The following is a 21,981-nucleotide window of genomic DNA, read 5'->3' on the forward strand; positions in this document are numbered from 1 at the left end:
GTGCTAGCAGTAAGCTAGGAGTCGGGCAGGATATCTGTCTAATCTCTCGCAAGGAATACGCGACCGCTCCTCATAGAACCCACTAGTCTGAACGGTTGTTTGGCCTAAGGTTCTGAATTATCAGTCAGATTGTTTCTCTGGCATATTGGAGGCTTCGTGAAATTAAAATACGAACTTAAAAAAACAAACAGCGGCGCACGTCGTGGTCAACTTCAGTTTGAACGTGGTACCGTTGAAACACCAGCATTCATGCCAGTAGGTACTTACGGTACGGTGAAAGGTATGACGCCTGAAGAAGTGAAAGACACCGGTGCAGAAATCCTACTAGGTAATACTTTCCACCTATGGTTACGCCCTGGTCAAGAAATCATGAAACTGCACGGTGACTTGCACGATTTCATGAACTGGAAAGGCCCTATTCTGACTGATTCAGGTGGCTTCCAAGTATTCAGCCTAGGTGCTACGCGTAAAATCACTGAAGAGGGTGTTCACTTCCGTAACCCTGTAAACGGTGACAAGATCTTCATGGACGCTGAAAAGTCGATGGAAATCCAAAAGGATTTAGGTTCAGACATCGTAATGATCTTTGACGAATGTACGCCTTATCCTGCGACGCATAAAGAAGCAAAAGACTCAATGGAGATGTCTCTTCGTTGGGCTCAGCGTTCTCGCGATCACTTTGATAAGCAAGAAAACCCGAACTCACTATTCGGTATCGTTCAAGGTGGCGTATACGAAGACCTTCGTGACGTATCCGTTAAAGGCCTAACAGAAATTGGTTTTGATGGTTACGCTGTTGGCGGCCTAGCAGTAGGCGAACCAAAAGAAGATATGCACCGTATTCTTGAGCACACATGTCCTCAACTACCTGAAGATAAGCCACGTTACCTAATGGGCGTAGGCAAACCTGAAGACTTGGTTGAAGGTGTTCGTCGCGGTATCGACATGTTTGACTGTGTAATGCCAACGCGAAATGCACGTAACGGCCACCTGTTTGTGACTGAAGGTGTGATCAAGATCCGTAATGCGAAGCATAAAACCGATACAACACCACTAGATTCAGAGTGTGACTGTTACACTTGTAAGAACTACAGCAAGTCGTACTTACACCATTTGGATCGTTGTAACGAAATCCTAGGTGCTCGACTGAACACGATTCATAACCTGCGTTTCTACCAACGAGTAATGTCAGACATTCGTCAGTCTATCGATGAAGACCGTTTTGAAGAGTTCGTTGCAGAGTTCTACGCAAGAATGGGGCGTGAAGTGCCACCACTAGGTAAAGAATCTTAGTATTTCTTTTTTGCGAGCCCTATCTCTCTTCCGAGTGATGGGGCTTGAAAATAAAAGGATGCGACCCAATTAGACAAACAATTACGAAAATATAATAGAGGATGTTTTAAATGTTTATTTCTCAAGCTCACGCAGCAGCAGAAGGTGCACCAGCAGGCGGCGGTTTCGAAATGCTAATCATGCTAGGTATGTTCGCTGTGATCTTCTACTTCATGATCTACCGTCCACAAGCTAAGCGTGTTAAAGAGCACAAGAACCTTATGTCTTCTATGGGCAAAGGCGATGAAGTTCTTACTAGCGGCGGCCTAATTGGCAAGATCACTAAGATTGCTGAAGACAGCGACTACGTTGCTATCGAACTGAACGCAAACAACGAAGTAGTTATCAAGAAAGACTTCGTTACAGCAGTGCTACCAAAAGGTACTCTGAAATCTCTATAAACAGCTAGAGGATCCTCGCTGTGCTAAACCGTTACCCGTTATGGAAGTATTTGATGGTGGTGTTTGCCATCGCTATCGCTGCGTTGTACGCACTTCCAAATATATACGGTGAAGATCCGGCAGTTCAAGTTACAGGGGCGCGCGGCGCCTCTGTAGATATGTCTACGCTGGATGCTGTCACCAATGCTCTTGAAGCAGAAAACCTTTCTACTAAATCCGTTGCTCTCGAAAACGGTTCCATTCTTGTTCGCTTTAACGACACAGATACGCAAATTAGTGCCCGTGATATCATCACAGAAGCACTAGGCGATGACGTTATCGTTGCTTTAAACCTAGCGGCTTCAACTCCTGATTGGCTTGAATCTATTGGTGCTGCTCCAATGAAACTGGGTCTTGACCTACGTGGTGGTGTTCACTTCTTGATGGAAGTGGATATGGACGCTGCAATGGAAAAGCTCGTTGGCCAACAAGAAGAAGCGTTCCGCAGCGAACTTCGTGAAGAAAAAATCCGTTACCGTGCGATCCGCCCATCTGGTAAAGATGCGGTTGAAGTGATTCTGCGCAACGAAGAGCAGCTTGCTGAAGCGAAATCGCTACTGCAATCTAAGCACCAAGATATGACGTTTGTAGACTCTGCATCTAACGGTCGTTTTTCTTTGGTTGCAAGCTTTACAGAGACTCGTCTTCAAGAAATCCGCAACTATGCGGTAGAGCAGAACATTACCATTCTACGTAACCGTGTGAACGAACTTGGTGTTGCTGAGCCTTTGGTTCAACGTCAAGGTTCTAGCCGTATCGTAGTGGAATTGCCGGGTGTTCAAGACACGGCTCGCGCTAAAGAGATTCTTGGTGCGACGGCGACACTTGAGTTCCGTGAAGTAGATAGCAGTGCTGATTTAGCCGCTGCCGCTTCTGGTCGTGCCCCTGCAGGTAGTGAAATTAAGCAAGATCGTGATGGTCGTCCTGTGGTACTTAAGAAGCGCGTTATTCTAGGCGGTTCAAGTATTACTGATGCAAGCTCAAGTGTTGATGAATATGGTCGTCCTCAAGTTAACATCTCGCTAGACAGCGAAGGTGGTAGCAAGATGTCAGCGTTCTCTCGTCAGAATATCGGTAAGCTAATGGCTACGGTATTTGCAGAGTACAAAGACAGCGGTCGTAAAACACCGGAAGGTCGAGTTATCTTAAGTAAGCACGAAGAAGTGATTAACCAAGCGACGATTCAGTCTGCGCTAGGCCGTAACTTCCGTATTACTGGTATCGACTCAACGGCTGAAGCTCATAACTTGGCACTTCTACTTCGTGCTGGTGCTCTGATTGCACCTATCTCGATTGTAGAAGAACGTACGATTGGTCCATCTATGGGTCAACAAAACATCGATATGGGTATCATGGCGATGGTTTGGGGTATGGCTGCAGTTATGCTATTTACGCTGCTTTACTACCGTAGCTTTGGTCTGATTGCGAACGTTGCACTAATGGCGAACTTGGTGTTAATTATCGGTGTGATGTCGATGATTCCTGGCGCAACCATGACCCTGCCCGGTATTGCCGGTATTGTATTAACGGTCGGTATGGCGGTCGATGCCAACGTATTGATCTTTGAGCGTATACGTGAAGAGCTTCGAGATGGACGCAGTCCACAACAAGCGATTCACCAAGGTTACGCGAACGCATTCAGCACAATCGCCGATGCCAACATCACCACACTACTAACAGCAATCATTCTATTTGCTGTGGGTACAGGTGCGATTAAAGGCTTCGCGGTAACGCTGTCTATCGGTATCTTGACTTCAATGTTTACAGCTATTATCGGAACACGTTGTATCGTGAACCTGATGTATGGCGGCAAACGCGTTAAAAAACTGTCGATCTAAGGCTAGGAATTAATATGTTTCAGATTCTAAAAGCAGACAAAATGATCGACTTTATGCGTTGGTCAAAGGTTGCCTTTGTTTTTTCTATCTTGATGATTGGTACTGCTATCTTCACCCTAACAACGAAATCGTTGAACTGGGGTCTAGATTTTACCGGCGGTACTTTGATTGAAGTTGGTTTTGAACAACCGGCACACCTTCCTGATATTCGTAGTGCACTGGAAGCCGAAGGCTTTGGTGATGCGACGGTACAGAATTTCGGTTCAGCTCGTGATGTAATGGTTCGTCTACGTCCACGTGATGGAGTAGCGGGCGAGACACTTGGTAACCAGATCCTTTCTGCGATTGAGAGCGGTACTGGTGAGCAAGTCGAAATGCGTCGTATCGAGTTCGTTGGTCCTAACGTGGGTGACGAATTAACAGAAGCGGGTGGCCTTGCTATCCTAGTTTCTCTTATCTGTATCTTGATCTACGTATCCGTGCGATTTGAATGGCGTTTGGCAGCGGGTGCGGTATTAGCACTTGCGCACGACGTTATCATCACGCTGGGTGTATTCTCTCTAATGCAAATTGAGGTCGACCTTACCATCGTGGCAGCCTTGCTAACGGTAGTCGGTTACTCCCTCAACGATACCATCGTTGTATTCGACCGTATCCGTGAGAACTTCCGTAAGATGCGTAAGGGTGAAGCACCTGAAGTACTGAACAGCTCAATCACACAAACATTGAGCCGTACATTGATCACTTCTGGTACAACGTTATTCGTAGTTATCGCACTGTTTGTCCAGGGCGGCGCTATGATTCACGGCTTCGCAACCGCACTTCTACTGGGTATTACGGTTGGTACTTACTCTTCTATCTACGTTGCATCTGCACTGGCTATGAAGTTGGGTATTACGCGTGAACACCTAATGCCACCGCAAGTGGACAAAGAAGGTGAAGAGTTTGACGAGATGCCTTAGGCCTTGGCTTAATAAGTTTCGCTAAACAAAAAAACCGCTGCCTAGTCAGCGGTTTTTTTACGTCTGTATTTTGTCGATAAGCTCAATCCAATTAATCAGCGAAGTGCGTTGTGCTCATCGCGACTAACCGCCATCTTGCTCGTAGCTCGTATCGCAGATAAAAAAAAGCCTCGCAATAGCGAGGCTTTGAAAATCTTCTGCTCTTAACTAAAGAGCATTAACGTAAGGTCTGAATTACTTCAGCATACCTTCGTTAGAGTTCTCACGAACGTGCTTAAGAATAGACTTAACACCACGTGCGCTAGAAGCAACAACATTACCAGACGTCATGTAATCAGTACCGCCAGCAAAGTCAGTCATGATAGCGCCAGCTTCACGAGCGATTAAATCGCCAGCTGCTAGATCCCATGGCTTAAGGCCAAGTTCTAGGTAACCATCAACACGGCCAGCTGCTAGGTAACATAAGTCAAGAGCAGGAGAACCTGTACGACGGAAATCAGCACAGTCGATGAATAGACCAGAGATGATCTTCATGAAAGATTCAGAGTGTTGTTTTTGCTTGAATGGGAAACCAGTCGCTAGAACAGTACCTTGAAGGTCTTTTAGTTGAGTAACACGCATACGAGCGTTGTTAAGTTGAGCGCCAGCGCCACGTTGAGCTGTGAATAGCTCGTTTAGCATTGGGTCATAAACACAAGCAACTTCTGTACGACCGTTCATGCGAACAGCGATAGATACAGAGAAGTGAGGGAAACCTTTTACAAAGTTGTTGGTGCCATCTAGTGGGTCAACGATCCATTGTACGTCAGAGTCTTTACCTTCAGTCAGGCCTGACTCTTCAGAAATAATGCTGTGCTCTGGGTAAGATGATTTGATTGTCTCAATAATCATGTACTCAGCTTCTTGAGCAATGTTAGTAACGTAATCGTTGTTACCTTTTAGAGACGATTCGATCTTATCAGTTGTTTCTAGAGATTTAGCAATATGGTTGCCAGCTTTACGCGCAGCGCGTATCGCAATGTTTAGCATTGGATGCATATGGTTTTTCCCACAAGATGTTAAAGAACAATTTAAAGCGGCGGCGAGTATACCAAAGTTTTACCAAAAGGGAAGTGGTTATTTTTTGAACTCTTGGTTTCACATTACGCGAAGGGTCTGACCATTTTACTTTGCTATGTGTTAATATCTCGCGATTATTTTTAAAGTGGTGTCATATAGCATGTTAGACAATGTAAAAGTCGTTCTGGTTGGTACGTCTCATTCGGGAAATATCGGATCAGCAGCTCGCGCAATGAAAGTGATGGGTTTGAGTCAATTAGTTCTTGTAGACCCTCAATGTGAAGTTGACGAGCAGACCTTAGCACTGGCTGCTGGTGCAGGTGACATCGCAGAAAACGCGACGATTGTTTCTACTCTTGAAGAAGCAGTAAGAGACTGTGGTTTGGTTGTGGGTTCAAGTGCTCGTTCTCGTACGCTTGAATGGCCAATGCTTGAGCCTCGTGAGTGTGGTGAAAAGTTTGCGGTTGAAGGTCAGAAGCACCCAGTAGCATTAGTCTTTGGCCGTGAGCGTACTGGCTTAACTAACGATGAACTGCAGAAGTGTCATTATCATGTATGCATTCCAGCTAACCCAGAATACAGCTCGCTAAACCTAGCAATGGCAGTACAGACACTAAGCTACGAAGTGCGTGTTGCACATCTTGATATGGTGGCTAGCCAATATCAGCCACAGCAACAAGATGAGTACCCACGTCACGAAGAGCTAGAAATGTTCTATGAGCACCTTGAAAAAGTGATCATTGATACCCAATTTATCTCTAAGGATAAGCCGGGCCAGGTGATGAATAAGCTACGTCGTCTGTTCAGTCGAGCTCGTCCAGAACTGCAAGAAATCAACACGCTTCGCGGTATTTTGACTTCTATTGAGAAGAGCAAAAACGACAAATAAAGCCCGCACTAATCCTAAGGGTGAATACCTGACTAAAATAGTCAACTAAATACTTGACCAATTTAGTCGGGTATGGGAAGATTCCAACCACATAAACAATGTGGATACGGTGTGATATGAAACTTACATCTAAAGGAAGATATGCGGTAACAGCTATGCTAGATGTAGCACTGCATTCGCAAAAAAGCCCAGTTCCTCTGGCTGACATTTCAGAGCGACAAGGCATTTCGTTATCTTACTTAGAGCAACTTTTTTCTAAGTTACGTAAAGCTGGCTTAGTTGCTAGTGTTCGCGGCCCTGGTGGTGGTTACCGTTTAGGTGCTGAAGCGAGCGACATCGCTGTCGGAACTGTGATTGCTGCAGTCGACGAATCAGTTGATGCGACTAAGTGTCACGGTCGAGCAGATTGCCAAGGTGGTAGTCGTTGTTTAACTCACACTCTATGGCGTGATTTAAGCTCCCGAATCAGCAGCTTCTTAAACGACATTACGCTCGGTGAGCTGATGAAAGATAACGAAGTTTTAGAAATTTCTGATCGTCAAGATATCGATCTTGCGGTTAATAATGGTTTTGCACATAAAAATACGAGCACTACAACGATTAGTGCAGCACCTCACGGTGTTAATGCCCGCTCTTAGCGGTCAGTTTTTACATTGGAGTAGAAAATGAAACTGCCTATTTACTTTGACTATTCAGCTACATGCCCAGTCGATCCACGAGTTGCTGAGAAAATGGTTCAGTGCATGACGATGGACGGTAACTTCGGTAACCCTGCATCTCGTTCACACCGTTACGGCTGGCAGGCAGAAGAAGCAGTAGATAATGCTCGTGAGCAAATTGCTGACCTATTAAATGCAGACCCACGTGAAATTGTTTTCACTTCAGGTGCTACAGAGTCAGATAACCTTGCGATTAAAGGTGCAGCGCACTTTTACGAGAAGAAAGGTAAGCACGTAATCACGTGCAAAACAGAACACAAAGCGGTTCTTGATCCATGTCGCCAACTAGAGCGTGAAGGTTTTGAGGTAACTTACCTTGAGCCAGAAGCAAACGGCATCATCGATCTAGACAAGCTACAAGCTGCAATGCGTGAAGACACTGTTCTAGTTTCTATCATGCACGTTAACAACGAGATTGGTGTAATCCAAGATATCTCTGCAATCGGCGAACTATGTCGTTCACGCAAGATCATCTTCCACGTTGATGCGGCTCAGTCTGCGGGTAAAATCCCACTAGACGTACAAGAGATGAAAGTTGACCTAATCTCACTTTCAGCTCACAAAATGTATGGCCCTAAAGGTATCGGTGCACTTTACGTTCGTCGTAAGCCACGTATCCGTCTTGAAGCGCAAATGCACGGCGGCGGTCATGAGCGTGGTTTCCGTTCAGGTACGCTTGCTACTCACCAAATCGTGGGTATGGGCGAAGCATGTGCTGTTGCTAAGCAAGACATGCAGAAAGATTACGATCACGCTCTAGCACTTCGTGAGCGCCTATTGAAAGGTGTTCAAGATCTAGAAGCGGTAACCGTAAACGGTGACTTAGACCAACGTGTACCACACAACCTAAACGTGAGCTTTGCTTTCGTTGAAGGTGAATCTCTGCTTATGTCTTTAAAAGACCTAGCGGTATCATCAGGTTCTGCATGTACATCAGCAAGCCTAGAGCCTTCATACGTTCTACGTGCTCTTGGTCTTAATGATGAACTGGCACACAGCTCAGTACGTTTCTCATTCGGCCGTTTCACAACGGAAGAAGAAATCGACTACGCGATTGCACAGATCCGTGTAGCGGTAAACAAATTACGCGACATGTCTCCTCTATGGGATATGTATAAAGAAGGGATTGATTTGAACACTGTTGAGTGGGCTCATCACTAATCTCACGGAAATAGAGGATTCGAGGTAACTATCATGGCATATAGCGAAAAAGTAATTGATCACTACGAAAACCCACGTAACGTAGGTTCGTTTGATAAAGAAGACCCAAGTGTAGGTAGCGGCATGGTTGGCGCACCGGCTTGTGGTGACGTAATGAAACTGCAAATCAAAGTATCTGCAGAAGGTATTATTGAAGACGCAAAATTCAAGACTTATGGTTGCGGTAGCGCAATCGCTTCTAGCTCACTGGTTACAGAGTGGGTTAAAGGTAAAAGCATTGACGAAGCAGCGGCTATCAAAAACTCTGAAATCGCAGAAGAGCTAGAATTACCACCAGTGAAAGTTCACTGTTCAATTCTTGCTGAAGATGCAATCAAAGCAGCGGTTGCGGATTACAAAAAGAAGCACTAATCGTTTCGACAACGTAATCACTTCAAAAAAGTAATATTTGGGAGCATCCTTTGTGCTCCCCCTGAGTTCTCAATTTATATAAAACACAAGGTTGTAGTATGGCCATCACCATGACAGATACGGCAGCAAGCCGAGTTCAAGCTTTCCTAGATAACCGTGGTAAAGGTCTCGGGTTACGCTTAGCAGTAAAAACTACTGGCTGTTCGGGTATGGCGTATGTACTGGAATTCGTTGACGAGCTTAACGAAGAAGATGAAGTGTTTGAGCATTCAGGTGTTAAGGTCATCATTGATCCAAAGAGCCTAGTATACCTAGACGGTACTGAGCTTGATTATGTAAAAGAAGGCCTAAACGAAGGTTTTGAATTCAACAACCCGAACGCGAAAGGCGAATGTGGTTGTGGTGAGAGCTTCAATGTTTAAACGCTTGAATCGTTAAGCGTTGTAAGCGAAGAATAAAATTAGGCTCTGAACAAAGAGCCTAAACTTAGGACCACCTTTACATGAATCATTTCGAATTATTTGGGCTACCACTTCAGTTTCAACTGGATGGTAGCCTTCTTTCTTCTCAGTTTAGAGATCTGCAACGCCAATTCCATCCTGATAAATTTGCGATAGCTTCTGAGCGTGACCGCTTATTAGCCGTGCAAAAAGCGGCACAAATCAACGATGCGTATCAGGTATTGAAGAATCCAATCAGCCGAGCAGAATACCTGTTGGTTCAACACGGAGAAGACATTCGTGGCGAACAACAAACCATGCAAGATCCTATGTTCCTGATGGAGCAAATGGAATTGCGTGAAGAGCTGGAAGATATCGCAGACAGTTCTGAACCTGAAGATGCGCTATTTGCATTTGAAGGCAAGGTTAGCAAAATGTATAAACAACAATTAAGTGCTATCCAACAAGAACTCGAAAGCGAAGCTTGGCTAGAAGCTGCAGACCGAGTAAGAAAGCTTAAGTTTATTGCAAAATTAAAGAATGAAATCGAATTAGTTGAAGATCGTTTGATCGGCTAGTTTGTATAACAAGGACACATCCATGGCACTACTTCAGATTGCAGAACCAGGGCAAAGCGCCGCTCCTCACCAGCATAAGCTTGCAGTGGGTATTGATTTAGGTACAACAAACTCGCTGGTTGCTGCAGTACGCAGTGGCGAGGCGAGCACTCTCGTTGATCAACAAGGTCGAAGCATTTTACCTTCAGTTGTTCACTACCAGTCGGAATCTTATACGACTGGCGATGAAGCTCGTGCTAACGCGCAGACTGACCCTAAAAATACCATTATCTCAGTAAAGCGATTGATTGGTCGCTCACTGTCGGATATTCAACAGCGATACCCGTCTCTGCCATATCAGTTTGAAGAAAGTGATAATGGTCTACCTGTGATTCGCACAGAGCAAGGTAACAAGAACCCAATTCAGGTTTCTGCTGATATTCTACGAGCGCTTGGCCAACGTGCTGAGTCTACGCTAGGCGGTGAGCTATCTGGTGCTGTTATTACCGTTCCTGCTTACTTTGATGATGCACAACGTGCTGGTACGAAAGACGCAGCGCAACTTGCTGGTCTTCATGTGTTACGTCTTCTTAATGAACCCACTGCCGCTGCGATTGCTTACGGCTTGGATTCGGGTAAAGAAGGGGTAATTGCTGTTTATGACTTAGGTGGTGGTACGTTTGATATCTCTATTCTACGCCTATCTAAAGGTGTCTTCGAAGTTTTAGCAACAGGCGGTGACTCAGCGTTAGGCGGCGACGACTTTGACCATTTAGTTGCGGATCATTTCCAAGAGCAAATGGGCTTATCAGCGCTAACAGCAGAACAGAACCGTATTCTTCTTGATGCAGCGACAGAAGCAAAGATTGGTCTATCTGAAGCGGAAAGCGTTGATGTTGACGTACTAGGTTGGTCTGGTTCATTAACTCGTGAAGAGTTTGAAGAGATCATCAAACCGCTCGTTAAGAAAACGCTACTTTCGTGCCGTCGTGCACTAAAAGATGCGGAAGTTGACGCGGATGAAGTTCTCGAAGTTGTGATGGTCGGCGGTTCAACTCGCACATTGCTTGTACGTGAAATGGTTGGTGATTTCTTTGGTCGTCTGCCACTAACCAGCATTAACCCCGATGAAGTGGTTGCGATTGGTGCATCGATTCAAGCGGATATCCTAGTCGGTAATAAGCCTGACTCTGAAATGCTACTTCTGGACGTAATTCCTTTATCGCTTGGTATTGAAACTATGGGTGGCTTGGTCGAAAAGATCATCCCTCGTAATACCACGATCCCTGTAGCTCGCGCACAAGAATTTACCACGTTCAAAGACGGTCAAACGGCAATGACAGTACACACTGTTCAAGGTGAACGTGAGATGGTTGATGACTGCCGTTCATTGGCTCGATTTGCTTTGAAAGGCATCCCGCCGATGACTGCAGGTGCTGCGCATATTCGTGTAACTTACCAAGTGGATGCTGATGGCCTGCTATCGGTTACCGCGATGGAGAAGAGCACTGGCGTTCAAGCTGAAATCCAAGTTAAGCCTTCTTACGGTCTAAGTGACAACGAAGTGGCTAGCATGCTGAAAGATTCGATGACGTTTGCAAAAGAAGACATGCAAGCGCGTGCTCTTGCTGAACAACGCGTAGAGGCGGATCGTGTTATCGAAGGCCTTATTGCTGCAATGCAAGCCGATGGTGATGAGCTGCTGGATGAGCAAGGCAAGCAACAACTTGTTCAAGCGATTGAAGCACTGATTGAAGTGCGCAATGGCGACAATGCTGATGCCATTGAACTAGAAATTAAGAATACCGACAAAGCGAGCCAAGACTTTGCTTCTCGTCGTATGGATAAATCAATTCGTGCTGCACTGTCAGGTCAGTCAGTCGATAATATTTAATAGTTAGAGAATAGATAAACATGCCAAAGATTATTGTTTTACCTCACGAAGATCTATGTCCAGAAGGCGCTGTTTTAGAAGCAAAAACTGGTGAGACGGTTCTTGATGTTGCATTGAAGGCCGGTATTGGTATTGAACACGCATGTGAAAAGTCGTGTGCATGTACAACATGTCACGTTGTGATTCGTGAAGGTTTTGACTCTTTAGAAGAGAGTGATGATCTAGAAGACGACATGCTAGATAAAGCATGGGGCTTAGAGATGGAATCTCGCCTTGGTTGCCAAGCTAAAGTGGCTGATACGGATCTTGTTGTAGAGATTCCAAAGTATACGTTGAACCTGGCTTCTGAAGACCACTAAGAACCTGTTCTCAGTCATGGTTAATACAGTGATGACTGAGAGTACTATTGCTTAGACAAACATACTAAAAAAACTGGCCTAGAATATAGATCATAAATGTGACAGAGCGTCGCTGATAAATATAAGGAAGTGTTATGAGCTTGAAGTGGATTGATTCGCGAGATATCGCAATTGAGCTATGTGATTTATACCCAGATACTGATCCTAAAACGGTACGTTTTACCGATTTGCATCAATGGGTGTTAGACCTTGAAGAGTTCGACGACGAGCCTAATCACTCGAATGAGAAAATCTTAGAGGCTATTATTTTGTGCTGGATGGATGAGATGGATTAATCCTCTTGTCTGATGATTTGGCCGCGGGTTGGTATCAGTCCAATATAAAACGCAGCCAAGTTAACAATTCTTACTAAAAAAAGCGGACCTTATGGTCCGTTTTTTTATCAAAATGACATTTTCCTCCTACATAATGCTAACATCAGTGCGCTAATAAAAAATAATCAGAATCACACACTCAAAGTGGTTCATGACAAGGAGAAATCATGTCTACACAGATGTCAGTATTTTTAAGTCAAGAAGCTGCCCAGCCTCAGTGGGGAGTAAGAGCTATTTTATCGTTCTCAGAAGCGGGAGCGACAATTCACATTGGTGAAGGCCACGATCTAGGCGCGGTTCAACGTGCGGGTCGTACGCTTGACGGACAAGGTATCGCATTCGTTTCACTGCGTGGTGAAGGTTGGGATCTAGAAAGCGTTTGGGCTTTTTACCAAGGCTACCGTGGACCAAAGAAAAAGAATGCATTGGAATGGGATGCACTTTCAGAAGCCGATCAAACAGAGCTTGAAGCTCGTATTCGCGCAACTGACTGGACGCGTGACATTATCAATAAAACCGCTGAAGAAGTGGCACCTCGTCAACTTGCAACAATGGCTGCTGAATACATCAAGTCAGTGGCGCCAGCAGGCACTGTTAAAGCGAAGATCGTTAAAGATAAAGATCTCCTAACTGAAGGTTGGGAAGGCATCTACGCGGTAGGCCGTGGCTCTGAGCGTACATCAGCAATGCTTCAACTGGACTTCAACCCGACAGGTGACGAAAACGCACCCGTGTTCGCTTGTCTAGTGGGTAAAGGTATTACTTTTGACTCAGGCGGTTACAGCATCAAGCCTGGCCAATTCATGACAGCAATGAAGGCTGACATGGGTGGCGCTGCAACGATTACTGGCGGTTTAGGTCTTGCGATTGAACGCGGCCTGAACAAGCGCATCAAGCTTATCTTATGTTGTGCTGAAAACATGATCTCAGGTCGTGCATTGAAGCTTGGCGACATCATTACTTACAAAAATGGTAAGACTGTCGAGATCATGAATACCGATGCAGAAGGTCGTTTAGTTTTGGCTGATGGCCTGATGTTCGCAAGCGCTCAGAATCCAGAGTTGATCATCGACTGTGCAACGCTAACTGGCGCGGCTAAAAATGCATTAGGTAATGACTACCACGCACTATTGAGCTTTGATGATGAGTTATCTCACCAAGCACTAACGGCTGCAAACCAAGAGAAAGAAGGCCTATGGCCATTGCCTCTTGCTGATTTCCACCGTGGTATGCTGCCTTCAAACTTTGCTGATCTTTCTAATATCAGTACGGGTGATTACACACCGGGCGCTAGTACAGCAGCGGCATTCCTTTCTTACTTTGTAGATGACTACAAAAAAGGTTGGATTCATATGGACTGCGCGGGTACTTACCGTAAGTCAGCTAGTGACAAGTGGGCGGCAGGCGCAACGGGTATGGGTGTTCGCACACTGGCTCGTCTTCTTGTTGACCAAGCAAAATAATAATAAGAGTGAGCGGTGTTTCGGTACCGCTCATTCATAAAGCTAAGGTCGAAAGATCTCAGTAATTTCAGTATTTAATAACAAAAAAATGAAGTGAAGGAATCCCTATGGCTCTAGAAAGAACGTTCTCAATTGTTAAGCCAGATGCAGTTAAGCGTAACCTTGTTGGTGAAATCTACCACCGTATCGAAAAAGCAGGCCTAGAAATTATTGCTGCTAAGATGGTTCGTCTTACTGAAGAGCAAGCGAGTGGCTTCTACGCTGAACACGAAGGCAAAGAGTTCTTCCCAGCTCTTAAAGAGTTTATGACTTCTGGTCCTATCATGGTTCAAGTGCTTGAAGGCGAAAACGCTATCGCTCGTTACCGTGAACTTATGGGCAAAACAAACCCAGAAGAAGCGGCATGCGGCACTATCCGTGCTGACTACGCAATCAGCATGCGTTACAACTCAGTACATGGTAGCGACAGCCCTGAGTCTGCAGATCGCGAAATCGAATTCTTCTTCCCAGAATCTGAAATTTGCCCGCGTCCAGCTGAATAAGCAGATAACAGCAAGTATCAATAAAGGCTTCACTTCGGTGAAGCCTTTTTCGTTTCTGGTGAGTTCTAGTGTCATTTCGGTAGTGACGAGGAAAGTGGTTGGGAGTCTCCGTGTGCTGTTGGAGATTCCAGATACCTCGTTCCTCCGTTCTGGAATGACGAGGTTTGAGGAACTCGTGACCTGATGACTATGAATGGAAAGTTACTGAGTAAGTTTTTACGTTATTCCCGGTAGCGATGAAGGAGCGTAGTCGGGAATCTGAGTGTGTTATTGGAGATTCCAGATACCTCGTCCCTCGATTCTGGAATGACGGGCTTTGAGGAATTCATGGCCTGATGACGATGAATGGCGGGGGCCACAATTTCGTGGTAAATCTTACCGAACTGTTGGTGATTATCTACGTCATTCCCGAAAGCGACGGAGGAGCGTAATCGGGAATCTCGCTTTGAATTGGCCAAACGTAAGCAGGTAAATTTGGCTGTGTGAATTTTAATCACTTAAGTTTGAATGTCTTAGTAAACACAAGGTTTTACAGTACTTGTTGAAGTTGCGTAAAGCCTGTACAATTCGCGCCCTTAATTATTGTTCCGTCATTGAGAGGCATCATGACCACAGCTAAAGTCAATCTACTCGATTTTGATCGTAAAGGTCTTCGTAAATTTTTCACAGAAGAACTGAATGAGAAAGCGTTTCGAGCAGAGCAAGTGATGAAGTGGATTTATCACTTCGGTGTCGATGACTTCGAACAAATGAACAACATCAACAAAAAATTACGTGAGAAACTGCTGCATCGCTGTGAGATTGTTGCACCTATTGTTTCTGAAGCTCAGCACTCTGCGGATGGCACTATTAAATGGGCGATGAGCGTTGGTGACCAAGACGTTGAAACGGTATACATCCCAGATGGTGACCGTGCGACGCTATGTGTATCTTCGCAAGTAGGTTGTGCGCTTGAATGTAAATTCTGCTCTACGGCTCAACAAGGTTTCAACCGTAACCTGAAAGTTTCAGAGATCGTTGGCCAAATCTGGCGTGCTGCACGTGAAATCGGTTTAGAGAAAGAAACGGGTCGTCGTCCAATTACTAACGTCGTAATGATGGGTATGGGTGAGCCTCTGCTAAACATGAAGAACCTAATTCCATCATTGGAGCTGATGCTTGATGATCTAGGTTTCTCACTGTCTAAGCGTCGTGTAACCGTATCAACATCTGGTGTTGTTTCTGGTCTTGATCAGATGACAGACAACATCGATGTGGCTCTGGCGATTTCTCTACACGCACCAAACGATGCACTACGTAGCCAAATCATGCCAATCAACGACCGTTGGGATATCCAAGACTTCCTAGCATCGGTTCGTCGTTACATTGCTTCTTCAAATGCTAACCGCGGTAAAGTAACGGTTGAGTACGTTCTGTTGGATCATGTGAATGATGATATGGACCACGCTCGTGAACTTGCTGAGTTAATGAAAGATACGCCTTGTAAGATCAACTTGATTCCATTTAACCCTTACCCGGGTTCGCCTTACAAGAAGCCAAGCAACTCTCGTATTGATCGCTTCCAAAAAACGCTGATGGAATACAATTACACAGTAACGGTTCGTAAAACACGTGGTGATGATATTGATGCCGCATGTGGTCAGTTAGTTGGTGATGTTATTGATAGAACCAAGCGTACTAAAATGCTGAAAGCCGCCTCTGAAGCTAACTTAATCGCAGGTGATGTGATTCAAGTAAAAGCGGTTTAAATACCATTCAGAACTAAACAAGCCAGAAGGATTCCTTCTGGCTTGTTGCTTTTCTGGAAGGTGAATTTCCAAGAATTGGATTTTTTCCCCACGCTTTCTTACATTTTTCGTTAAATTTTGGACAAAACCATGAGCTGACGGTAAATTTTGTCGAAAGTGTTTTTGCCTTGTAATGGCATTAGCTTATGATTAAATAATCTTAAATTAATTTAAGTGCTCGCTTGTTACCCGATAATCGTCAATATGTCTATTTAGGTTGGCTACTTGATAAACTAGCTTCCTGAGAAAATCGCTCACCAACAGCGTGTGATTTTCTACTTTAAGGGTTGATGAACTGGGTTGCAGGAAAAATTCCACATAGTAGGTTGTAAGATTGAGCTTAAACGAAAATAAAAAATGCTCTCATCAACCTGCGATAATTATTTAGAAGTTCACTCTCTATGAACACAGAACACGAAACACAAACTAAAGAAACTGTCGCTCCAGCAATTGAAGCGGGAACGCTGCTCAAAAATAAACGAGAATCTCTGGGTTTAACACAAAAGCAGATCTCTGATCGTTTGAAGCTGCGCGTTACGTTGATCCAACAAATTGAAGAAAACCAATTTGAGTCCGATCAAGTCGCCACCTTTATGCGTGGTTACATTCGTTCATACGCGAAATACGTTAATCTTGATGAAAAAGTTGTGTTGAACGCGCTTCATCATTCTGGTGATGCTCAACATCAAGAACAAGAAATGCTGAGCTTTTCTCGTAAGACTAAAACCGAAAAGCACAATAGCCGTATTATGTTCCTAACTTGGAGCATCTTTGCGGTGATTGTAGGTATGTCGTCATTGTGGTGGTGGCAGAACCAGCAACAAGACACCTTGTCTCAATCTCTGGTGAATACCGAAAGCTCAGAAGAGCTAATGGTAGAAGAGTCGCTAGACCCTGAATTGACGTCATTAGAAGTGATTGAAGCTGAGCAGAATACTGCGGAACATTCAGCGACTGAAAGTTCGGGTGAACTTGCAGTGGTTAGCGCGGCTGAGGCTTCAGAGAATATCGAGCAAGCAGAACAGACACAAGACGTTGCAGAGGTTATCCCTGTAGCTGCTGAAGCAGAGACAGTTACGCCTGAACCTGTAGCCAACGAGCTAGTGATGCAATTCTCTGCCGATTGCTGGATCCAAGTGAAAGATGCAACGGGTAAAACCTTGTCGACTGGCATCAAAAAAGCAGGTCAGTCGTTGAATCTATCAGGAACTGCGCCATATAAAGTGATTCTAGGTGCGCCAGAAGGCGTATCAATGACATTTGCAAGTGAACCTGTCGACCTTTCTGGGTATACTTCAGGCAAAGTAGCTAGAATAACCTTACCTTAGAGTTAATATGCAACACGAATCTCCTATTATTCGTCGCAAATCAACCCGTATTTATGTGGGTGATGTGCCGATCGGTGATGGTGCACCAATTGCTGTGCAATCCATGACCAACACAAGAACAACAGATGTAGCCGCGACCGTTGCTCAAATTAGAGCTTTGGAAAAAGTTGGCGCTGATATCGTTCGCGTATCTGTACCGACTATGGATGCCGCTGAAGCCTTTAAGCTAATCAAGCAGCAGGTCTCAGTTCCTTTGGTTGCTGATATTCACTTTGATTACCGTATCGCACTTAAAGTGGCTGAATACGGCGTTGACTGTCTGCGTATCAACCCAGGTAACATCGGTAACGAAAGCCGTATCCGCTCAGTTGTTGATTGTGCACGTGATATGAATATTCCGATTCGTATTGGTGTTAACGGCGGCTCTCTTGAGAAAGAGATCCAAGAGAAATACACAGAACCTACAGCAGAAGCGCTTGTTGAATCAGCAATGCGTCACGTAGATATCCTAGACCGTCTGAATTTTGATCAATTCAAAGTCAGCGTTAAGGCGTCTGATGTATTTCTTGCTGTCGGCTCTTACCGTTTGCTTGCTAAGCAGATTGATCAGCCTCTGCACCTTGGCATTACCGAAGCGGGTGGTGCGCGTGCAGGCTCTGTGAAGTCAGCGGTAGGTTTAGGTATGCTTCTTTCTGAAGGTATCGGCGATACGCTGCGTATTTCGCTAGCGGCTGATCCTGTTGAAGAGATCAAAGTTGGCTTTGATATTCTTAAATCTCTGCGCATTCGTTCGCGTGGCATCAACTTCATTGCGTGCCCGAGCTGTTCTCGTCAAGAATTCGATGTTATTAACACCGTTAATGCCCTTGAAGAACGCCTAGAAGACGTGATTACTCCAATGGATGTCTCAATTATCGGTTGTGTGGTTAACGGACCTGGTGAAGCTGAAGTGTCTCACTTAGGCTTAGCCGGTAGTGCACGTAAAAGTGCTTTCTATGAAGACGGTAAGCGTCAGAAAGAGCGCTTCGACAACGATGATCTTGTCGACAAACTTGAAGCTAAGATTCGTGCAAAAGCGTCAGTGCTTGATAAAGCAAATCGCATTGATGTAGAAAACTTAGAAGATTAATACAACGCGATGGGGTGTGATTGTCTATTCGCACTAACACCTGGTCGTGAGAAATTACGGAATAAATACTGTGGCTAAAAATATCCAAGCAATTCGAGGCATGAACGACTGCCTTCCAACTCAATCACCACTGTGGCAGAAAGTAGAAAGCGCAGTTAAAAATGTGGTGAGAGCATACGGTTACAACGAAGTACGTATGCCTATCGTTGAAGAAACAAACCTATTTAGCCGTGCAGTTGGTGAAGAGACAGACGTTGTTTCTAAAGAGATGTACACCTTTGATGACCGCAATGGTGATAGCCTAACGCTGCGTCCAGAAGGCACAGCAGGTTGTGTACGTTCATGTATTCAAAACAGCCTTATCAACCGTGATGAACAGCGCCTATGGTACATGGGCCCGATGTTCCGTCACGAGCGTCCTCAAAAAGGTCGTTACCGTCAATTCCACCAATGTGGCGTTGAGGTGTTTGGCCTAGACGGTCCAGACGTTGACGCAGAACTTATCATGATGACAGCTCGCCTATGGCGTGAGCTAGGTATCGATAAGCACGTTCGCCTAGAGCTGAACTCAATCGGTTCTCAAGAGGATCGCGTAAGCTACCGCACTGCGTTAGTGGCTTTCCTTGAGCAACACATTGATGTGCTAGATGAAGACTGCAAACGCCGTATGCACACTAACCCTTTACGTGTACTTGATACTAAGAACCCTGATGTTCAAGCTATCTTAGGTGACGCACCTCGACTATCTGAATATCTAGGTGAAGAATCGAAGCAACATTTTGCTGGTTTGTGTGAACTTCTTGACGCAGTTGGTATCGAATACCAAGTTAATGAGCGTCTAGTGCGCGGCCTAGATTACTACAACCGCACTGTATTTGAGTGGATCACTGATAGTCTTGGTGCTCAAGGTACAGTATGTGGCGGCGGCCGTTACGATGGTCTTGTTGAGCAACTGGGCGGCAAAGCAACCAATGCAGTTGGCTTCGCAATGGGTCTAGAGCGTCTGGTTCTGATGATGGAAACGCTAGAGCTAACAGAAGTTCGTCGTAGCGTTGATGTATACGTAGTTGCTGCTGGCGAAGGTACTATGATCGCGGGCATGCAGTTAGCGAATCAATTACGCGACACCGTTGAAGGCGTGCGTGTAATGAACCACTTCGGTGGTGGTAACTTCAAGAAGCAATTCAAACGTGCTGACAAAGTAGGTGCCGTTGTGGCGCTGGTACTTGGTGAGAACGAAGTTGCTGACAATACAGTTGTGCTAAAAGATCTGGTTGGCGGCGAGCAAGAAACCGTGTCTCAAACGGAAGTTGCAGAGAAAGTTGCTGCGCTAATCTAATTAGCCATTGAGCAAACGCTCATCATGAATACTAACGTCAGCACTATGCTGGCGTTTAAAGAATTAAAGAGGACAGGAAGTGGAACTTTACGATAGCGAAGAGCAACAAGTTGAAGCCATTAAAGATTGGTGGAAAGAGAACGGTAAAGCCGTAATCTTTGGTGCGGTTATTGGTTTAGGTGGTCTATTTGGCTGGCGTTATTACCAAGATTCAGTCGTTGAAGCGCGTGAAGCAGCTTCAGAAAGCTACACCTCTGTAATTTCAACTCTTGATACTAAAGGCGTTGATGCTCAATCTGATATTCAAGCTTTCATCGACGCAAACAAAGACGCTGAGTACTCAGTACTTGCTGCTATGCAACTAGCAAAAGTACAAGTACAAGCGGGTGAGTTAGCGGCAGCACTTGAACAACTAGAGTGGGCAAAATCGGCCACTAAGGACGCGGCACTTGCGCCACTACTTGCTTACCGTGTTGCACGCATCAAAGCTGAGCAAGGTGAATTTGACGCGGCACTGACAGATCTTGCTGCTATGACAGATGAATCTTGGAAAGGCCGTGTTGCTGAACTGCGTGGTGATATCTCACTTCGTAAAGGTGACACTGACGCAGCATACAGCGCTTACACAGAAGCACAGCAAGCTGTTGACGCTAGCCAAACGCTTCAAATCAAACTTGACGACCTAGCTAAATAAGGCGCTTTGAATGAAGAAGATGTTTCCAAAAGCGGCGTTGTGTGCGATTGCTCTTGGCCTACTAGCTGGCTGTGCGGGTGAAGAAGACACCGTAATCATGGCGCCAGTACCAACGGTAAACAGCGAGTTCACTCCTAGTCAGGAATGGTCTACGTCGGTTGGTGATGGGGTTGGTCACTACTTTTCAAAACTAACGCCAGAATTGGCTTACGACAAAGTGTTTGTTGCAAGCCGTGAAGGTATGGTTAAAGCGCTTGATCCTGATACAGGTAAAGAGCTCTGGAAAGTCGATCTTGAGAAAGACGTACTGGCTCGTTTGTCGGGTGGCTTAACGGCGGCTTACGGTAAAGTATTTGTGGGTTCTGAAAATGGCGAAGTGATCGCACTGGAAGAATCGACCGGTGAAGAGCTGTGGCGTGTACCAGTGAATGGCGAGGTGCTTGCATCCCCAGCAACTGATAGCAACATGGTCATTGTTCATACCAGTCGCGGTATGTTGATCGCGCTAGATCAAGCAAGCGGCGAACAAAAATGGACCATCAGTACTGAAGTACCAAGCCTAACACTTCGTGGCGATAGCTCGCCTGTTGCGGTTTCTGGTGGTGTCTTCTGGGGTACAGCAAATGGTCGTCTAGCTGCGGCTATCGTTGACCGTGGTCAGCTTATTTGGCAACAGCCAGTAGGCACGCCAAAAGGCGCAACGGAAATTGATCGCTTGGTTGATGTTGATGCATCTCCAATTGTTCTTGGCGGCACCCTGTATACCGTCGGTATCAATGGTCAGCTAATCGCTATCGATCTTCGTTCTGGTAAGCCAATTTGGAAGCGTAACTATTCGTCAGCGATTGACTTAGCGAGTGATGGTAGCCGTTTGTTTGTCGTTACCGACAAAGATCATGTGGTTGCGGTTGATGCGCGTAGTGGTACTGAACTTTGGAGCACTCCATTGTTAGAAAACCGCTTACTGACAGCACCTGCTATTATTAATGGTTATGTAGTCGTGGGTGATACAGAAGGTTATCTGCACTGGTTAGATCGTTCTTCGGGTGAGTTTGTTGCTCAACAGTTGGTCGATGATAGCGGCTTTGCAGTTGCGCCAATTGAAATGCCTGAAGGCTACTTAGTGACGACTCGCAATGGCGATGTAAAGAAACTGACGATTAGCCAATAAAAGCGTGATATAATTCACAGTCGGCTCCTGGTTGGTAACAGCCAGGAGCCGTTTTGTTGTTAAAAATTAATAAACCGTGTGGTTATAGGTAAG

General features: G+C 45.3%; 22 protein-coding genes. 21 read left to right on the plus strand and 1 reads right to left on the minus strand.

The annotated features are described in order from the left end of the window. The first annotated feature begins 156 nt into the window (after positions 1-156). The 4 genes from tgt to secF all read left to right on the plus strand — a co-directional run bounded on the left by tgt (position 157) and on the right by secF (position 4,572). A complete protein-coding gene (gene tgt / locus ITG09_03435; protein UPR52708.1) occupies positions 157-1,293 on the plus strand; it encodes a tRNA guanosine(34) transglycosylase Tgt in 1,137 nt (378 codons plus the stop codon). Positions 1,294-1,403: 110 nt separating this feature from the next. After that, positions 1,404-1,733: a preprotein translocase subunit YajC gene (yajC, locus tag ITG09_03440; protein UPR52709.1), complete on the plus strand. Its 330-nt coding sequence runs from the start codon at positions 1,404-1,406 to the stop codon at positions 1,731-1,733. 20 nt (positions 1,734-1,753) lie between these two features. Beyond that, entirely contained in the window at positions 1,754-3,610 is a 1,857-nt protein-coding gene (gene secD, locus ITG09_03445; GenBank protein ID UPR52710.1) for a protein translocase subunit SecD, read from the plus strand. Between the two features lie 14 nt (positions 3,611-3,624). Continuing rightward, positions 3,625-4,572 carry a protein translocase subunit SecF gene (gene secF, locus ITG09_03450; protein ID UPR52711.1) on the plus strand — a complete coding sequence of 316 codons (948 nt, stop codon included), beginning with the start codon at positions 3,625-3,627 and terminating at the stop codon, positions 4,570-4,572. 234 nt (positions 4,573-4,806) lie between these two features. Here the strand turns inward: secF and suhB are convergent, their stop codons facing one another. Beyond that, the gene (suhB, locus tag ITG09_03455; protein ID UPR52712.1) at positions 4,807-5,610 is read right to left on the minus strand and encodes an inositol-1-monophosphatase; all 804 of its coding nucleotides are present in this window, start codon (positions 5,608-5,610) and stop codon (positions 4,807-4,809) included. 181 nt (positions 5,611-5,791) lie between these two features. Between suhB and trmJ the strand changes: the two genes are divergently transcribed. From trmJ to bamB, 17 genes are all read left to right on the plus strand, one after another. Then, positions 5,792-6,520, plus strand: coding sequence for a tRNA (cytosine(32)/uridine(32)-2'-O)-methyltransferase TrmJ (trmJ, locus tag ITG09_03460; GenBank protein UPR52713.1), 729 nt, complete (start codon positions 5,792-5,794; stop codon positions 6,518-6,520). 116 nt (positions 6,521-6,636) lie between these two features. Next, positions 6,637-7,158: a Fe-S cluster assembly transcriptional regulator IscR gene (gene iscR, locus ITG09_03465; protein UPR52714.1), complete on the plus strand. Its 522-nt coding sequence runs from the start codon at positions 6,637-6,639 to the stop codon at positions 7,156-7,158. 27 nt (positions 7,159-7,185) lie between these two features. Beyond that, a complete protein-coding gene (locus tag ITG09_03470; protein UPR52715.1) occupies positions 7,186-8,400 on the plus strand; it encodes an IscS subfamily cysteine desulfurase in 1,215 nt (404 codons plus the stop codon). A gap of 33 nt (positions 8,401-8,433) precedes the next feature. Next, positions 8,434-8,811: a Fe-S cluster assembly scaffold IscU gene (iscU, locus tag ITG09_03475; protein ID UPR52716.1), complete on the plus strand. Its 378-nt coding sequence runs from the start codon at positions 8,434-8,436 to the stop codon at positions 8,809-8,811. A gap of 98 nt (positions 8,812-8,909) precedes the next feature. Further along, positions 8,910-9,233, plus strand: a complete 324-nt coding sequence (iscA, locus tag ITG09_03480; protein ID UPR52717.1) for an iron-sulfur cluster assembly protein IscA — start codon at positions 8,910-8,912, stop codon at positions 9,231-9,233. Between the two features lie 80 nt (positions 9,234-9,313). After that, entirely contained in the window at positions 9,314-9,829 is a 516-nt protein-coding gene (gene hscB / locus ITG09_03485; GenBank protein UPR52718.1) for a co-chaperone HscB, read from the plus strand. A 22-nt stretch (positions 9,830-9,851) separates the two neighbouring features. After that, positions 9,852-11,702, plus strand: coding sequence for a Fe-S protein assembly chaperone HscA (gene hscA, locus ITG09_03490; GenBank protein ID UPR52719.1), 1,851 nt, complete (start codon positions 9,852-9,854; stop codon positions 11,700-11,702). Positions 11,703-11,722: 20 nt separating this feature from the next. Next, entirely contained in the window at positions 11,723-12,061 is a 339-nt protein-coding gene (fdx, locus tag ITG09_03495; protein UPR52720.1) for an ISC system 2Fe-2S type ferredoxin, read from the plus strand. A 134-nt stretch (positions 12,062-12,195) separates the two neighbouring features. Next, positions 12,196-12,396: a Fe-S cluster assembly protein IscX gene (gene iscX / locus ITG09_03500; protein ID UPR52721.1), complete on the plus strand. Its 201-nt coding sequence runs from the start codon at positions 12,196-12,198 to the stop codon at positions 12,394-12,396. Between the two features lie 206 nt (positions 12,397-12,602). Continuing rightward, on the plus strand, positions 12,603-13,898 hold the full coding sequence (gene pepB, locus ITG09_03505; GenBank protein ID UPR52722.1) for an aminopeptidase PepB: 1,296 nt from the start codon (positions 12,603-12,605) through the stop codon (positions 13,896-13,898). Between the two features lie 107 nt (positions 13,899-14,005). Beyond that, a complete protein-coding gene (ndk, locus tag ITG09_03510; GenBank protein UPR52723.1) occupies positions 14,006-14,440 on the plus strand; it encodes a nucleoside-diphosphate kinase in 435 nt (144 codons plus the stop codon). Between the two features lie 605 nt (positions 14,441-15,045). Further along, positions 15,046-16,188, plus strand: coding sequence for a bifunctional tRNA (adenosine(37)-C2)-methyltransferase TrmG/ribosomal RNA large subunit methyltransferase RlmN (gene trmG/rlmN / locus ITG09_03515; protein UPR52724.1), 1,143 nt, complete (start codon positions 15,046-15,048; stop codon positions 16,186-16,188). Positions 16,189-16,628: 440 nt separating this feature from the next. Further along, complete coding sequence (locus ITG09_03520) at positions 16,629-17,555, plus strand: DUF4115 domain-containing protein (protein UPR52725.1); 927 nt, start codon at positions 16,629-16,631, stop codon at positions 17,553-17,555. A 7-nt stretch (positions 17,556-17,562) separates the two neighbouring features. Continuing rightward, positions 17,563-18,684: a flavodoxin-dependent (E)-4-hydroxy-3-methylbut-2-enyl-diphosphate synthase gene (gene ispG, locus ITG09_03525; protein ID UPR52726.1), complete on the plus strand. Its 1,122-nt coding sequence runs from the start codon at positions 17,563-17,565 to the stop codon at positions 18,682-18,684. A gap of 70 nt (positions 18,685-18,754) precedes the next feature. Continuing rightward, positions 18,755-20,023, plus strand: a complete 1,269-nt coding sequence (gene hisS / locus ITG09_03530; GenBank protein UPR52727.1) for a histidine--tRNA ligase — start codon at positions 18,755-18,757, stop codon at positions 20,021-20,023. A 79-nt stretch (positions 20,024-20,102) separates the two neighbouring features. Beyond that, entirely contained in the window at positions 20,103-20,717 is a 615-nt protein-coding gene (locus tag ITG09_03535; GenBank protein ID UPR52728.1) for a YfgM family protein, read from the plus strand. A gap of 10 nt (positions 20,718-20,727) precedes the next feature. Beyond that, positions 20,728-21,888, plus strand: a complete 1,161-nt coding sequence (gene bamB / locus ITG09_03540; protein UPR52729.1) for an outer membrane protein assembly factor BamB — start codon at positions 20,728-20,730, stop codon at positions 21,886-21,888. Positions 21,889-21,981 lie beyond the last annotated feature (93 nt).

It is taken from the genome of Vibrio cyclitrophicus, assembly GCA_023206055.1.
Lineage (GTDB): Bacteria > Pseudomonadota > Gammaproteobacteria > Enterobacterales > Vibrionaceae > Vibrio > Vibrio cyclitrophicus_A.